17 protein-coding genes, 2 tRNA genes and 1 other annotated feature are annotated in these 15,758 nt (G+C 35.2%); of the genes, 14 read left to right on the top strand and 5 right to left on the bottom strand.

The window, feature by feature from the left end; all coding sequences use genetic code 11:
* Positions 1-27 precede the first annotated feature (27 nt).
* The gene (typA, locus tag A6B45_RS06425) at positions 28-1,869 is read left to right on the top strand and encodes a translational GTPase TypA (RefSeq protein WP_072613849.1); all 1,842 of its coding nucleotides are present in this window, start codon (positions 28-30) and stop codon (positions 1,867-1,869) included.
* A gap of 45 nt (positions 1,870-1,914) precedes the next feature.
* Positions 1,915-2,003, top strand: a tRNA-Ser gene (locus A6B45_RS06420).
* 165 nt (positions 2,004-2,168) lie between these two features.
* Here A6B45_RS06420 and A6B45_RS06415 read toward each other — a convergent pair.
* Positions 2,169-2,381: a hypothetical protein gene (locus tag A6B45_RS06415; RefSeq protein ID WP_072613848.1), complete on the bottom strand. Its 213-nt coding sequence runs from the start codon at positions 2,379-2,381 to the stop codon at positions 2,169-2,171.
* Positions 2,382-2,751: 370 nt separating this feature from the next.
* Here A6B45_RS06415 and A6B45_RS06410 point away from each other — a divergent pair, with 370 nt between their 5' ends.
* Positions 2,752-4,440 (top strand): glycosyltransferase family protein, encoded by a 1,689-nt coding sequence (locus A6B45_RS06410; protein ID WP_072613847.1) that lies wholly within the window; start codon positions 2,752-2,754, stop codon positions 4,438-4,440.
* A 41-nt stretch (positions 4,441-4,481) separates the two neighbouring features.
* Positions 4,482-4,802: a DMT family transporter gene (locus A6B45_RS06405; RefSeq protein ID WP_072613846.1), complete on the top strand. Its 321-nt coding sequence runs from the start codon at positions 4,482-4,484 to the stop codon at positions 4,800-4,802.
* A gap of 88 nt (positions 4,803-4,890) precedes the next feature.
* Here A6B45_RS06405 and rarD read toward each other — a convergent pair whose 3' ends face one another.
* The 3 genes from rarD to A6B45_RS06390 form a co-directional block, all read right to left on the bottom strand.
* Positions 4,891-5,781: an EamA family transporter RarD gene (gene rarD / locus A6B45_RS06400; RefSeq protein WP_072613845.1), complete on the bottom strand. Its 891-nt coding sequence runs from the start codon at positions 5,779-5,781 to the stop codon at positions 4,891-4,893.
* Positions 5,782-5,875: 94 nt separating this feature from the next.
* Complete coding sequence (locus tag A6B45_RS06395; protein WP_081371174.1) at positions 5,876-6,409, bottom strand: GNAT family N-acetyltransferase; 534 nt, start codon at positions 6,407-6,409, stop codon at positions 5,876-5,878.
* Positions 6,410-6,586: 177 nt separating this feature from the next.
* The gene (locus A6B45_RS06390) at positions 6,587-7,105 is read right to left on the bottom strand and encodes a molecular chaperone (protein ID WP_072613844.1); all 519 of its coding nucleotides are present in this window, start codon (positions 7,103-7,105) and stop codon (positions 6,587-6,589) included.
* A 100-nt stretch (positions 7,106-7,205) separates the two neighbouring features.
* Here A6B45_RS06390 and A6B45_RS06385 point away from each other — a divergent pair.
* The 3 genes from A6B45_RS06385 to A6B45_RS06375 all read left to right on the top strand — a co-directional run bounded on the left by A6B45_RS06385 (position 7,206) and on the right by A6B45_RS06375 (position 9,627).
* A tRNA-Arg gene (locus A6B45_RS06385) sits at positions 7,206-7,279 on the top strand.
* A gap of 917 nt (positions 7,280-8,196) precedes the next feature.
* The gene (locus A6B45_RS06380; protein ID WP_072613843.1) at positions 8,197-8,451 is read left to right on the top strand and encodes a hypothetical protein; all 255 of its coding nucleotides are present in this window, start codon (positions 8,197-8,199) and stop codon (positions 8,449-8,451) included.
* Positions 8,452-9,063: 612 nt separating this feature from the next.
* Positions 9,064-9,627, top strand: a complete 564-nt coding sequence (locus tag A6B45_RS06375; protein ID WP_072613842.1) for a hypothetical protein — start codon at positions 9,064-9,066, stop codon at positions 9,625-9,627.
* 313 nt (positions 9,628-9,940) lie between these two features.
* Here the strand turns inward: A6B45_RS06375 and A6B45_RS06370 are convergent, their stop codons facing one another.
* Entirely contained in the window at positions 9,941-10,201 is a 261-nt protein-coding gene (locus A6B45_RS06370; protein ID WP_072613841.1) for a SemiSWEET family transporter, read from the bottom strand.
* Positions 10,202-10,757: 556 nt separating this feature from the next.
* Here A6B45_RS06370 and A6B45_RS06365 point away from each other — a divergent pair.
* From A6B45_RS06365 to A6B45_RS06335, 7 genes are all read left to right on the top strand, one after another.
* Complete coding sequence (locus A6B45_RS06365) at positions 10,758-11,339, top strand: TetR/AcrR family transcriptional regulator (protein WP_072613840.1); 582 nt, start codon at positions 10,758-10,760, stop codon at positions 11,337-11,339.
* An 89-nt stretch (positions 11,340-11,428) separates the two neighbouring features.
* Positions 11,429-11,512: a sequence feature (ribosomal protein L21 leader region), on the top strand.
* A gap of 11 nt (positions 11,513-11,523) precedes the next feature.
* Positions 11,524-11,823, top strand: a complete 300-nt coding sequence (gene rplU, locus A6B45_RS06360) for a 50S ribosomal protein L21 (RefSeq protein WP_072613839.1) — start codon at positions 11,524-11,526, stop codon at positions 11,821-11,823.
* Positions 11,824-11,850: 27 nt separating this feature from the next.
* On the top strand, positions 11,851-12,168 hold the full coding sequence (rpmA, locus tag A6B45_RS06355) for a 50S ribosomal protein L27 (RefSeq protein ID WP_002814840.1): 318 nt from the start codon (positions 11,851-11,853) through the stop codon (positions 12,166-12,168).
* Between the two features lie 117 nt (positions 12,169-12,285).
* The gene (locus A6B45_RS06350; RefSeq protein ID WP_072613838.1) at positions 12,286-13,380 is read left to right on the top strand and encodes a M24 family metallopeptidase; all 1,095 of its coding nucleotides are present in this window, start codon (positions 12,286-12,288) and stop codon (positions 13,378-13,380) included.
* A gap of 1 nt (position 13,381) precedes the next feature.
* A complete protein-coding gene (locus A6B45_RS06345; protein WP_072613837.1) occupies positions 13,382-13,828 on the top strand; it encodes a hypothetical protein in 447 nt (148 codons plus the stop codon).
* Between the two features lie 84 nt (positions 13,829-13,912).
* Positions 13,913-15,256 (top strand): bifunctional metallophosphatase/5'-nucleotidase, encoded by a 1,344-nt coding sequence (locus A6B45_RS06340; RefSeq protein WP_072613836.1) that lies wholly within the window; start codon positions 13,913-13,915, stop codon positions 15,254-15,256.
* Positions 15,256-15,753, top strand: coding sequence for a YutD family protein (locus A6B45_RS06335; protein ID WP_072613835.1), 498 nt, complete (start codon positions 15,256-15,258; stop codon positions 15,751-15,753). Before A6B45_RS06340 ends, A6B45_RS06335 begins: the two co-directional genes overlap by 1 nt.
* Positions 15,754-15,758: the final 5 nt, after the last annotated feature.

The raw sequence follows: 15,758 nt of genomic DNA, 5'->3' as shown, positions 1-15,758 counted from the left end.
CATTTAAATTAAAGGAGTACTAGAAAATTGGCAAATCGCGAAGACATTCGTAACATCGCTATCATTGCCCACGTCGATCACGGGAAGACGACGCTGGTTAACGAACTTTTGAAGCAATCAGACACATTGGATTCACGCAAGGAATTGGGTGATCGTGCAATGGATACCAACGATATTGAAAAAGAACGTGGTATCACTATCTTGTCAAAAAACACAGCCGTTAAGGTTGGAGACAAGCAAATTAACATTTTGGATACACCTGGACACGCGGACTTCGGTGGTGAAGTTGAACGTATCATGGGTATGGTTGATGGTGTTTTGTTGGTCGTTGATGCTTTTGAAGGTACAATGCCACAAACTCGTTTTGTGTTGAAAAAAGCTTTCGAACAACATTTGACACCAATCGTTATCGTTAATAAAGTGGACCGTCCTGGTGCACGTCCTGAAGAAGTTGTTGACGAAGTATTGGATTTGTTTATCGAATTAGGTGCCGATGAAGAAGATTTGGATTTCCCAGTTATCTTTGCTTCAGCGATGAACGGTACATCTTCATTGTCACCAAATGTTGACGATCAAGAACATACAATGAAGCCAATTTTTGATGCTGTCTTTAATACAATTCCTTCACCAGTTGATAACTCAGATGAACCATTACAATTCCAAGTGGCAATGTTGGATTATAATGATTTCGTTGGTCGTATCGGTATCGGCCGTGTTAAGCGCGGAACAATTAAAATTGGTGACAACGTTGAAGTTTTGAAGTTGGATGGTTCAACACAAAGTTTCCGTGTAACTAAGCTTGCTGGTTTCATCGGGTTAGACCAAGTAGATATCCAAGAAGCTAAGGCTGGTGATTTGATTGCTGTTTCTGGTATGGAAGATATCTCTGTTGGTGAAACAGTTGCAGATCCTGCTCATCCGGATGCACTACCAATTTTACGTATCGACGAACCTACTTTGCAAATGACATTCCGTCAAAATGACAGTCCATTTGCTGGTAAGGAAGGTAAGTTTGTTACTGCGCGTCAAATTGAAGACCGTTTGCGTCGTGAATTACACACTGATGTGTCATTACGTGTTGAAGACACAGATCAAGCAGGAGCTTGGTTAGTATCTGGTCGTGGTGAATTGCACTTGTCAATTTTGATCGAAACAATGCGTCGTGAAGGCTTTGAGTTGCAAGCTTCTCGTCCACAGGTTATTTACCGTGAAATTGATGGTGTTCAATCAGAGCCATATGAATCAGTTCAAATCGATACACCTGATGAATATTCATCAACAGTTATTGATTCATTGAACCAACGTAAGGGTGAAATGGTCAACATGGAGTCTGTTGGTAACGGACAAACACGTTTGACTTATATGGCACCTTCACGTGGCTTAATTGGTTACTCAACTGAATTTATGTCAGCTACACGCGGATATGGTATCTTTAATCATACGTATGCTGAATACCGTCCAGTTGTTCGTAACTGGGAACCAGGACGTCGTAATGGAGCTTTGGTTTCTATTAACCAAGGAACAACTTCAAACTATGCAATCATGGGTGTTGAAGATCGTGGACAAATGTTCGTTGGCGCTGGTGTTGAAGTTTATGAAGGAATGATTGTTGGAATGAATGCGCGTGACAATGATATCTCTGTCAACGTTACAAAATTGAAGCCACAATCAAACGTTCGTTCATCAAACAAGGACCAAACTGCTTCAATTAAGACACCACGTATCATGAATTTGGAAGCCTCTTTGGAATTCTTGAATGATGATGAATATGTTGAAGTAACTCCTGAAAACGTACGTATCCGTAAAGCTATCTTGAACACAGCTGAACGTGAGAAGGCAGCAAAGCGTCGTAAGGCATCAACAAACTAACATTCATTTTAAAATGATCAAGAACCTGCTTAGGTTCTTAGTTATGGAGCTATGGCACAATCCGGTACTGCAACGGACTCGAAATCCGTCGAGCCGCATTTCGCGGTGTGCGGGTTCAAATCCCGCTAGCTCCTTTCTTATGCGTTATCTCATGTTCTTATATGTACAAAAACGTTGGTATATCAACGTTTTTTATTTTCGCAACTTAATACAGCGTTAGAAAACAGCACAGTTGGAGCCATTTGTTGTTTTCTTAACCTAAATTGCAAAGATGTTTATGTAGGTTTTCGATTTTAAAATTATTCAATCCGAATAATTTCATCAAAATTTGAAAAAAATACTTGTTTGTGTAAATGATTATGACTCCAATTTTCGAGGACATATCTTTTGTGTTGATAATTTTCAAAAAAATCTGATAACTCAAATTTTTTACTTTTTGATCGTCTTAACATTTCATCCAAAAATGCCCAGTCGGCATTTTGAGTTTGCAAAGAATAATTTTTCCAATCCATGAAATTCTGTCCTTTTTTAAAATCAGTATCATTTTGGCGCTAGTAATTAAAGGATATCATAAATATGGTATATGGGGTATTCTATATAAAAACATAACTAGATTTAAAAAATATTAAATGCTTACCAAGCATTTGATAGAGAGGTGCTATTTCTGAAAATCGAACAGTGATAAGTAGCAAATTACCTCCATTTTTCTAATGTTAGAAAAATTAGGTGCAAATCATGGTAGAAAGTTCATTTCAGAGATTATTATAGAAAATTTTGCTTTAAAAACACTATTACTTCTGTTATGATACATAGGAGCGTGTTTCTTATTTCAGAGATGTTAATGAAGGTTGTTTCGCTCTTTTTGGGGGAAAGTAGAATAGTATGATAAATAAAGTTAAGTATATGATTGGTAAGCACTTAAACATAAGTGTTTGCTTACTTTTTGCGTTATTCAGTTGTTTGATTATTTTACCTTATTTGCATGGGCCAGCCTATATCCATCAAGAGGGATGGGATGGGCGTTTCCATATGGCTCGTGTTGCAGAAAGTTATTTGAATTTAAGTCAAGGCCATTTGGATCAAGCAATTCCCAGTGTAATGACTAAAACTTTTGGATCATTTGGATATCCACAAAATCTTTTTTATCCATTGATAACTATGCTTCCAGAGGTACTATTGCATATAGCTTTTGGTAATGCGTACGGTGGTTATTTGGCATTTATTGCTTTAATCTTCTTTTCAACATTTATGTCAATGTATATTTGTACTTTAAAAATAACAAAAAGTCGAATCATTGCTCTATTAAGTAGTGCGTTATATGGATTTGGTCATTTTACGATTTCTATAACATTGTTTTATCGTAGTTTTGGTGGATCTTTTATTTTTATTTTTATGCCAATTGCTTTTTATGGAATGTATCAGATTGCATTAAAAGATCATAAAAAATGGTGGATAATGTCTTTAGGGGTTGCGGGACTCATTTTATGTGATTTACCTGATGCGGTAGTTGTTGTTTTGATGATGGTCTTTTCATTCGCAATGACATTTACTGTTAAAGAAGCTAAGAATATCAAATTAACGCGTATATTAAAGTTGATTTATGCAGGAATGCTTTCAGCGCTACTTTCAGCGTTTTTCTTAGCACCACTTCTACAAAATTTGTTGTTTGTTAAAAATATTTCTGTCAATAAACTATTGTTGTCAAATACTGTTTTACCTACAACGAGTGTATTTTTGACAGACAAGTTGGCTTCGTACAGCTTAGGTTTATCAGGCCTAATCGTTGTACTCTTTGTTATTAGTGGCTGGAACAAGTTTCATCCTGCACTAAAATACTTATCAGTAGTTTTGTTGATTAATTTAATACTTGTAACTAATATCTTTCCTTGGCCAATTTTTGATAAATATTTAGGATTCATACAATTCGTTGGCAGATTTCTTTATGCTGCAACTTTTATTTTAGCTTTTCTTGGGGCGATTGCCATTGCTAATATCGTTGAAAATAGAAAGAGTCGCTACTTGTTGGTAACGCTATTCTGTTCTATAGGATTGCTCTCAGTAACTAGTCTTAATTTTAGTATTAAGCGAAACCCAAATGGCAATGCTGTTAACATAGTTTCTTGGGATGATTTTCAAAATGCCACACTAAATAATTATGTATATGATTATTTGCCACATAATGCATTCAAAATCAAAGATAAGTTAGAACAACATTCTATTCCGTTGATGAATCCAAAGAAAGAGATACAACAAACACATTGGACAACAGGATACGACAGTATACATTATCGAATTAATTCAGCACAAAAGTATACTGATGTCGTCTTGCCAAATATCTTTTATCCTGGATTTACAGTATACGTGAATGGGGAAAGAATGCCTGCAAAATATAATAAAAACAATGCCATCGTTGTTTCTATAGAAAAAGGTATTAGTAAAATTGATGTGAAATATGTAAAGACGCCGGTTCAAATAATTTCATTTTGGATAAGTGCCCTTGCATTGTTGACTTTAATTGTATTAAAAAATAAAAAATTGACTAAGCTGTTACCATTGTTTAAAAAATATTGAACTAATTAGATTATTAACTACTTTAATTTTGGAGGATAACTATGTCTTGGATCTTTTTGTTGTTTGCGGGTATTTCGGAAATATTATGGTCAACTGCTATGAAGTTAAGTGATGGTTTTTCTAAAGTGGGTTGGGCAACGGTAACAATTTTAGGCTTAATTACAAGTATGCTTTGCCTATTACAAGCTGTGAAGCATCTCTCTTTTAGTCTTGCCTACCCAATATGGACAGGTATTGGGGCTGTGGGGTCAGTTATCGTAGGTGTTGTACTTTTTCACGATAAATTTTCAAATGCTACATGGTTCTTTGTCGTTCTACTAATTATTGCAATTATTGGAATAAAGATGACCGCAGGAGAATAGTATGTGAAGTTGACTGTCACTTGTTATAAGTAAAGCGACATGTAGAAAATAAAAAACATCCAAGCGATATGCTATTGGATGTTTTTTATTATGAAACTGTTTTTTTCAATTTATGATAGCTATTCAAACTACCAATAACAAATACGAGTATGCCAGTCCAAATAAAAGCAAACACAATAACCTTATGCCAGTTAAAGGCTTCATGCAAAACAAAAATGGCCATAAGCAATTGAATAGTTGGATTAAGATATTGAATAAAACTCAACGTGATAAAGTCAGTATTTTTATTGGCAACAGCGAATAAGAGTAAGGGGATAACCGTTAAGATACCACTCATAATCAATAGAATCGTAATTTTAGGCCCATTTTGTATCATCACATGTGGAGATAAGAACAGATAAACTAAAGCAATAGGTGCAACGAAGAGGGTTTCCAGTGTTAATGAAATTGTAGCTGGCAAGGGTACTTGTTTTTTGATCAAGCCATAGAAACAAAATGCAGCCGCCATTAGTAGTGTATTTAAAGGCAGTGATCCAGTTTGAATAGTTAGGATGATAACGCCAATAATGACAAGTATTAGGGCGACGATTTTGGATCTTGATAGTTTTTCATGTAAGAAAATAACTGCGACAACTACATTCATTAGTGGCATTATATAATAAGAAAGGCTTGCCTCAGTGGCTTGCTCATGAGTTACCATATCAATATATAAAAACCAGTTAATTGAGATTAGGAAGGCACTTAATATAATCAAACCCAATTTGTGATTTTGGATTAATTCAATAATGACGTGCCAGACTTCTTTCCAACTTTTTTGAAAGGTTAACACCACACTAATGGTTACAAGCGACCAAACAATCCGATAGGCTAAGGTATCCATTGCTGGGACAACACTTAATAGTTCCCAGAACACACCAAGCATACCCCACAGAAGGTATGCAGAGAAGCCCGAAATAATTCCTAGACGTTTATTTTCCATAGCTATACTCCCGAATTAAATATAACTATTATAATACCACGTGTTGCAAATGATTTATCATGTTTATGTTAAGGATTTGAATTAGTACGGTTAATTATAATGAACTAAAAGGCACAAACTCTTTCGGTTCATCAGCAGGACAGAGTGTTTTTTGCATCCAAAAGTTATCTAGCCATTTTCCAGATTTGAAACCTATTTTTTTAAACAGGCCAACATTTTCATAGCCCATTCGTTCATGGAATTTCTTACTTGTTTCATTTTCTTCAGTAATGCAAGCGATAATATGAACAACATTTTGCTTTTTTAATATATTTTCAATTTCGGAATAGAGTATTTTACCTATTCCGCGACTACGAGCTTCTTGGGAAACATATACGCTAATTTCAACGGTCCATTTGTACGCGCCACGGCTATTAAACTCATGAGCATATGCATAGCCTAAAATCGTGTTATCTTCTTCTATAACGATATAAGGGTATTTCTCAAGCGTATTGGCGATTCGGTCTTCAAAATCTTGAATAGTAGGAACATTATACTCGAAAGTAGAGGTTGTTTTTTCGACATATGGTTTGTAGATATTCAATAATGTTGGTGCGTCTGCTAACTTCACCGTGCGGACATTCATCATATTATTACTCCTAGTTTTGGGATAAAAAATAATAGGTAACCATTTTAACATGAGATAGTAGGATAATAAATAGTTAAATGTGGTCAATTTGTTCAAGGAAATAGGAGTTATTTTGAGACAAGGTTCTTTTATTGTGAAAAGAGCAAAAATAAAAAAGCGATTAGCTAGAGTCGCTTTTTATTCTTCATGCTTGGCGCCAATTTGGTATATGGCTTCTTCAATATTTAAGTCTTTTTTCATCTGAGTAACAATGTTTGCGCGCTGAGCAGAGCTTTTATTGATTGCGTTGACAGACATGGTAATGATTGAATCAAATCCGGTATGGAAGCGCGATGCAACACTAGCGTCAATGTTATATTTACCAGTTTGTGCGGCTTTAACGATTGTGACAATGCCATTTTGCCCATATAAGGCATCACGAAGCGTCTGCGCATCAGAGCTACTTAGATCTTTACTGTTTTCGTTAGCAATAATTTTAGCATCTTTTTCAATTGCCGTCATTGTGCTGCTTTTTTTGTAATTAAATTTACTTAAATCGTCAATCAATTTTTTTATATTGGTACGCGATTCTTGTAAATGAGTATAATCAGCTTTTGGCATAGAAACATCTGCGTACTTTGGCTGTTGGTTAAAAGTTATAAAGGCGATGAGCAGCGCTGCAATCACGACACCCAAGGCAATAAATGCTTTTCTCATGTGGTATTCTCCCAATGTTATCTACTGTTAGTATAAATCAATTTAAGATTAAAAAAAATACTTTCATGAAACGTAATAAAATGTTATTATATTGTAGTACGCGCTGGTAGCTCAGCTGGATAGAGCAGCCGGTTTCTACCCGGCAGGTCGAGGGTTCGAATCCCCCTCAGCGCATTTACACCGTTTTATCACGAATGTTGATAGGACGGTTTTTGTTTGCTTAAGTGTTGCTATGTAGGAATTGACAAGTAATATTGTAATTCTTCTTAAACCTTTATAAATCGTATTTTTAATTTTTGCGCTTTTTTGATTAATGAATCAACACATAGTGGATCTATAATGGCTTTGATGAATTTAAATTCTTTTGATGTGATTACTAGATTCCTAAAAAAATTTTTCCGGTGAAGAGATAATTCTTGTTTGGAAGTATAGATTATGTGCAGCAAAAATTTTTTTATAAAAGTATTCAAGCAATTGAAGAAAAGCTTACAATTTTAAATAAATCTATCATAATATGAGTAGTATTTATTTGACTGCTTTGTCTATCGTACAGAATTTTAAATATGCGAAAATAATTTCTCTTTACACATGAAAATATTATATTATAAAAATGTGCTATAATGACTTATTACCTGAATTAGTGGTGCAAGTCCACGAATTGAAAAAATAGTAAGAAAATATATGTTGGAATTTATATTAGAAATATTGGTTAAAGTGATTTACGAGGTATTGAATATGAAAACAATTATTATTTTATTTTTCTTAATGATTTTTGTTAATTTAATCGGTAAAACACGGGTATTTACATAAACAAATATCATCTAGTTCACGGTACTGCTTTATAGAACTTTATTTTATGTGTACAATGTGGCAATCCTTTTTAAAAATGAAAATAGCTTAGAGTGTTAAAAGGCCTTCGCTAACAAATAAATTTAGAGGAACAGACGTTCACTTTGGTTTAAAAACAAAACTAATTGATTTTGACCGGTTTTACATATGTGAGATAAAATTTTTTATTGGAGAAAATGAGTGAAACAGGTGCATGCATTATAATTTTTTAGTATATAATAATTAAAAAAGGAGAAATAATTATGATCGCATTACATATTTTCTTTGGATTAATGATACTAGTTGGTGTTATTATGACTTCTGTGTCATTTCAAGGTGACACAGACAAGTTGACTAAACTTCAAAAGTTTTCGTTAATTTTCACGACTTCAGCGATTGGGTTGACGGTGGTGGCTGTCACAGCAGTATCTAGTTCAATCTACATTGCGATGGTCATGCTAGTAGCATTAGCTCTTTATGAGTACTTTGCATTTCTGCGTAAAGCTACTCAGAAATAAGTCAAATATTCTAAAGGTTCAACTGTTTAAATAGGTTGGGCTTTTTGTTTGGAGTAAAGATAAAGTTAACGAAATAAACAGAGTTATTGCTCATCTATTAAAAGCACCGTTATACAAGCTTCAGAAAAAGTCACGGCGTATTGTAAAAATACGTTAGGTTGGAATATCTATCTTTTTTTGGGGGATGATATAGTCTTTGATGGGCGTGCGGAGCAAATTTTGTTTTGTGGGGAGCACTGGAATGAAGTCTTGAAAAATTCATGTGAAACCACTGCGATTACTCACAAACAAGGAGAAAGGGCATTTGCCTTTCTTTATCGTATATAGTGGCAATTAACTAATTGTCTACAATATAGTGAACAGTCAACTAATAGTTGATAGTTGCACCCTGATAGGTGTTTTTTGTTTGATAAAATAGAATACTAATCGTTTATCAAAAATGTTATTATTAGTACGATATCTTTTAGTGATTCAACATTCACAGTTTTCCTTCTGGGAGAATGGTAGCATTAGGATATCGCATATAATAGTCATATTATCATGTCATAACATATGCGTGATGATAGAAAATAGGATTTCACCTGCTTAATTTATTTCGAAAAGAGTACATTTATGAAAATTGATATTGTGATTATATCGGTAATAGTGACTGTTTATTTTATAAAAAAGCAGTTCGAATTTGAAAAAATTTCTAAAATAAGATATTTGACGATCCCGCTATTTGCTACGGTTCAATTCATAACAGCAGTTCAGTTAGAAAATGGACAAGATGTACTACTCCTAATTTTTGGAGCTGTTATTAGCTTTTTGATAGGTTGGTATCAAACAACTGATTTTGAAATTAAACAGAAAAATACAATCACCAATTATTATGTTCGAGTGGGTAGTGTGGAGCAATCAGTTTACACAAAAGAACTTTATTCTAAGGGTGGTAAAAGCTACTTGATAGGATGGATCATGATTTTTATTGTACAAGTTTTTTTGTCAGTTATTTATCATGAAATAGAATTAGACGAAATTCAGTCAGAATGGTTAGCTGAAATCGCAAAAGATTTATTTATTTTTTTGAGAGTGAAAGAACATTCATATTGGTGGGTTTGGGAACTTTACTCAGTGTCAAATTTAAGCTATTACTTTATTTTGAGAAAGAAACATAAACAGATGTCTAAGATATGAAATATATTTAGGCTAAACAATAAAAAAACACGGTCCAACCTGTATATCCATTTTGGATTCACAGGTTGGACCTTTTGTTTGTATTTCGTTGTATCAATTATTTAACATAGTCATTGAGGATACACAGGGTTAAAGTTTTGACGACTTTTCTTATAACCGTTTCCTTGGTTAACTATTGCGTTGTTTACAAAAAGAAAAAGGGTACAAATAAAATGACACAAAATCAGGGGAACATTCTAAAAATGTTTCCCTGATTTTAATAAACACAACTTTTAAAAAAGTTTATAAAATCACAATATAGGCTGTCCAGAAGTTAAATGGCAGTCACGAAAGCGATTAGGCCAAATACTATACCTGGAAAATTAGCTAAGGCGACAGGTATATCGCGATGATTCTTTTTTAGTGCGTAGATAACCCACAAGGTACAATTGATAGCCGCCACCAGTGGTTGCAGGGGATTTGCCTTAGAACCAGCTAGATTATCTGCTATTTGAGGGATATACGAAACATACATTAGCACAGCCATGACGGTCGCAATCCAGCTTAGATACTTTATAAAATTTGTTTCTTGCATGATATTCTTCTCCCTTTTTATTGTACGCTTTAATAATACAACGAAGTGAAGAAAATCACAACTTTTACCATATTGGATAAAAATGTTCAAAATAAATCTCACGTTTTTTACCTAAATAATTGTAATTTTAGAATATTTGTCATATTAATTTGTACCTTTTTCAGAAATAGTGCTATTATAAACATACGGTGATCTTTTCTATATTCTATTTTATTTCATAAGATCCTTATTCATTTCATTATTGGGGGATCACCATACATAGGCGGGGATGGGGATAATCATGTCTGTTAAATACAATAGTTTATTATAATAAACTATGTAACGAGTGCCTGGTTAGGGTGCTTTTTTATTGGAAAAGATTAGTGAATTAGTGAATATGCTGTCGTTATCAGTGACATGAAAAGTAATATTTCATTTAATTTCAATATGTTATGATTTATTAAGAGTGAATAAATAGAATATCTGATTGGTTAATAATTACTAACTGAAATTGACGATTGAAAAATATATCAAATAAAGTGGGAATGACCATAATATTTTAGTCAGGAGTAAATTTATGTCAAATAAAACTGATGCACGTGTTGTACGTACTAAACACATTATTCAAACTGAAACAATTTTATTACTATCAACTCAGCCAGATTTTTCTATCACAACCTTATTGGCTCGTGCGAATATCACGCGCGGCACATTCTACAAATATTATCGCAACAAAGAACATCTTATATCTGAGATTAATGATTCTTTGATTAATGACCTACTGGAACATACGCAACAAACTTTTAAGATAACCGACATGATCAATACGGTTAGTAAACAAGCGGCTTTTTATAATGCCGTTTTGAACCATGATATTGACAAGCCATTTAGTGATGCATTATATAGTAGGCTGCGTACCCAAATGGCAACCCGTACCAGTGAGTTAAATGACGAAGAACGACGGGCGCAACAATATCAATGGGAAGTTATCAATGCTGGCTTTTGGGCCATCATGGCTAAGTGGTTAGCGGATAATATGAACATTTCGCAGTCTGACTTGTTTAAAGAATTTACAGAGCTATGGCGAATCAATACCAACACGGTTGCCAGTAACGGATTGAACCTATTCGATTTTAATAATGGTAATGAACTGATTTGATAGTCATCTGAATTCTTCTGAATTGTTTGGAGCTTTTTTGAAAATCATTGACTCGATGATCTATTTTTGTTATAATTAAACGGTTGTTAGCATAGCTACAACCACTCAGAACAGGTCAAAGCATGCTCGGGACAAGGGCCCGACCGCCTGTGATGGTGAGTCTAAGTATAAGGAGAAACCAATAATGGCATACGCAATTATTGTAACTGGCGGCAAACAATACCAAGTCGCTGAAGGCGACACAATCTTCGTCGAAAAGTTAGATGCAGAAGCAGGTGAAAAGGTTACTTTTGACCAAGTTGTATTAACTGATTCAAAGATTGGTACACCTTTTGTTGAAGGTGCAAAGGTCGAAGGGACTGTGGAAAAGCAAGGCAAGCAAAAGAAAGTTATTACTTTCAAGTACCGTGCCAAGAAGCATTCACATACTAAGCAAGGCCACCGCCAACCATATACACGCGTGAAGATTGATTCAATCGCGTAATCATTACTTGTAAAGGAGAATAGACTTATGTTGATGAATCAAGAAAACTTGCAGATGTTCGCGCACCACAAAGGTGGCGGATCTTCAGCCAACGGTCGTGACTCAGCTGGTCGTCGTCTAGGAACTAAGGTTGCTGACGGACAAGACTTAACTGCTGGTTCAATCATTTACCGCCAACGTGGTACGCATATTTATCCAGGCGTAAACGTTAAAAAGGGTGGCGATGACACATTGTTTGCTTTGACAGACGGTGTTGTTAAGTTTGAACGTAAAGGTCGCGAAAAGCGTCAAGTGTCTGTTTACACACGTGAACAATACAATGAAATTGTTGCTGCTGCAAAGTAAGTGATAATTACTGAAAAAGCTAACGTATTATGCAGATAATATGTTAGCTTTTTTTACTTACAAATGATTAACGTTGCAGATGTTATAATTAAATTAGTTATAGGAAAGAGGATTTTTATGTCAAAGTACTATGAGGCGCGTATTGCTAAATTGCAGAAGTTACTGGCCAAGCTTAACTTGGACGGTATGATTGTTTATCAAGGTTTTAATACAAAGTATTTAACCGGATTTGAAGGTGGCACAGGTGATGGTATCGTAGTTATCGGCAAGAAAAATGCTCGTTTAATTACAGATGCTCGTTATGAAGAAGACTACAAAAATAGATTACCTGAGGGTGTTGATTTTAAAATCACACGTGATTATTATGGTGTCGCCGTAGAAACAGCGCAAAAATTTGGTATCAAGAAGTTGGCTTTCGAAGCAAGCTTACCTTATGACATTTATGATTACTTGGATGAATTATTGCCAGCAGATATTGATTTTGATGCATTACCAAAAGCTATTGAAGTGTTACGTGAAGTCAAAGACGCGCAGGAATTAGAAGCCTTACGTAAGGCGGCTAATGCCTCAGTGAAGGCCTTTAAGGACTTGTTACCCTTTATAAAACCAGGTAAGACAGAACGTGAAGTTGCTAATGAATTAGACAGACTACAAAAAAAATATGGTTCGCAAAAGGCATCATTTGATACAATCGTTGCCTCTGGATATCGATCAGCATTACCACACGGTGAAGCAACTGACAAAGTGATTGAAAATGGTGAGTTAGTGACCATCGATTTTGGGTACTATGTTGATGGCTATACTTCGGATGTAACACGAACAGTTGCTGTGGGAAACGTTAGTGATGAGCTGAAGACTATTTATGAAATTGTTAAACAGGCTAATCAAAATGCCATTGATGTTGTTAAACCAGGAATATCGGGTAGCGAAATTGATAAAGTGGCACGTGATTATATTACAGAACATGGCTATGGACAGCAATTTAATCACGGTGGGGGTCATGGCGTTGGTCTGGACATTCATGAAGGCCCAGCAATTAGCCCACGTTCTAGTGATGAAATGCAAGTTGGGCATTTGCTGACAATTGAACCAGGAATTTATCTAGCTAATCAGGGTGGCGTCCGTATTGAGGATGACATTATTGTTACAGCAGATGGTTTTGAAAATTTGACAGTAGCGTTGCCTAAAGATTTAATAGTTATTGAGGAATAGAATGGCACAAGAACGATTAGACTTTTTAGTATTTTATCGAGGTAATTTGGTTACGGGCTTTGATTACATATACGTAAAACGTCAAGAGGGGCACGCTTTCTGGCAGAGTGATCCCAAGGCGCAGGAAGCAAAAGATATCCTAGATAAGGATTTTATGTTTTATAATCCACATTTAAATGACAAAGGGGAGCCTTTTAATTGGCGTTATCGTGAGGATTGGGTTGATATGACCAAAGTTTGGGATCATTTTTCTGAGGAAGCAATGGCCTATATTACGACTTGGATGAGTGAATACCGTGGCCCATCTTATGATGATCCTAGTAAAAATGATGAATGGGGCGTTCGTTTCAAAGTACCAGGGGAAAAAGAGCAACTTATTTGGGGATTGAATGCTTTTCCTGCAAATTTGGACGATTTTAGTCATTTTTTGTATCGTTTTGGACAATAAAAAGACGTCGGTTGACGTCTTTTTACGTAGATAGGTGTAAAATTAAAATATAAATCATTTCGTGATCGGCTAGAGAGGAAACCAATGGGGACAATTCACTTATTACACACAAATGACATTCATTCGCATTTCGAAAATTGGCCGCGCATATCACGCTATCTGTTAGCAGGTCAGGCTATGTATGATGAGAGTTTTACATTTGATATTGGGGATGCAATTGACAGGTTACATCCATTGACCGAAGCAACTCAGGGGTTGAGCAATGTTGCGCTAATGAATGATGTACATTACGATGGTGTGACTATTGGGAACAATGAAGGGCTTGTTTTCTCACATGACACCATGAATCATTTATATGATAATGCTAACTTTGATGTGTTATTGGCTAATTTGAAGGAAATGCCTCATGATACGCAACCTAAATGGGCTAAAAATTACAAAATTTTGACCACTAAGGATGACACGAAAATAGGTGTCATAGGCTTAACAGCACCATACCAACTAACTTATCCGGCACTTGGCTGGGAGCCCATTGCTGTTGATGCGACATTAGACAAGTACTTACCAGTTTTGCGTAATCAAGTAGATATTATTTTGTTACTCTCTCATTTGGGTTTGCCAACAGATGAGCACATTGCTCAGAAATATGACATAGATGTTATTATGGGCGCCCATACGCATCATTTGTTACCGCAAGGAAAAATGGTTAATGGCACTTTGTTAGCAGCAGCAGGGCGTTATGGCGAAAACGTCGGTGATATTACATTAACCATTAAGGACCATCGAATTATTCATAAGTCAGCGATAACAACACCCACTTATGAGTTAGCAGAAAATGATGATGATTATAAAACAATTCGAGGTTGGATTGCTAAGGGACGAGAATTACTCGAACAACAGTACGTGTGCACATTGCCTCGTGAAATAACACCAGATGAACAGGTTTATGATGGCCTACGTGCTTTGAGGCAGTATTATAATGTGCCGGTATCGATGATTTCTACAGGAATGTTTAGTGAAGAATTACCAAAAGGTAAACTAAGTCGCTATGAACTACTAGAAAGTATGCCACATGCAATTAATCCAATGCTAATTAACATATCTGGAGAAAAACTATTCTCCTTATTGCGCAGTATTGACGAACAGATGACCAACCTAGCGCAGTATCCTATGAAAGGTAGTGGGTTTCGAGGTAAAATTTTTGGTTATATGCGTTTTGATGGTATTGATCGACAAAAGAATGGTGAAGTTTTGTATAATGGAGAGGCGATCGATAAAGGTAAATTGTATAAAATAGCGACACTCGATCATTACAAGTGGATTTCTTTTTTCCCAGATGTAGCGCAAGCGCCAGCAAAAATAGAATTAAATCTACTTTTGCGTGAACTTATGGCAAATTATTATGCGAATAAATATAAGGATAACTAATGGATCACGACACACTAAAAGAACGTACACTCAAACAACAAGAGGAACGCAAAGGGACTTATGAAGTTAAAAAGCTGGGTAATGAGGTTGAAATTGACCGTTTGACGCTAGAAATAGTTGAAGACTTTAAAGATGCCTTTGATGAAGATAAACTAGCCATTCGATATACACCACTACTAGCTCAGTATGATTATATTGTAGGGGATATTTCTGCTGAACAATTACGCTTGAAGGGCTTTTATAATAATAGTAGAGCAGTGAATAATCATGATAAAATTCAATCTTTACAGGATTATCTGTATGAATATGTGAATTTTGGCGCACCATACTTTGTTTTAGAAAATATTAATCCCCGTGTCCCTGAAGTAAACGAGCGTTCCAAAAATAAGAATAAAAGTAAGCATCATCGGCCCGTAGCTCATAAAAAAGAATCAAGAGCAAAAGTGGCTGCCGCTAAACAAAAAAATAAGAAACCATTTGTAATTAAGCAAAAATAAGAGCC

Source organism: Leuconostoc suionicum (genome assembly GCF_001891125.1).
In the GTDB taxonomy this organism is placed as follows: domain Bacteria; phylum Bacillota; class Bacilli; order Lactobacillales; family Lactobacillaceae; genus Leuconostoc; species Leuconostoc suionicum.
This window is presented reverse-complemented; position numbering and strand designations above follow the sequence as displayed.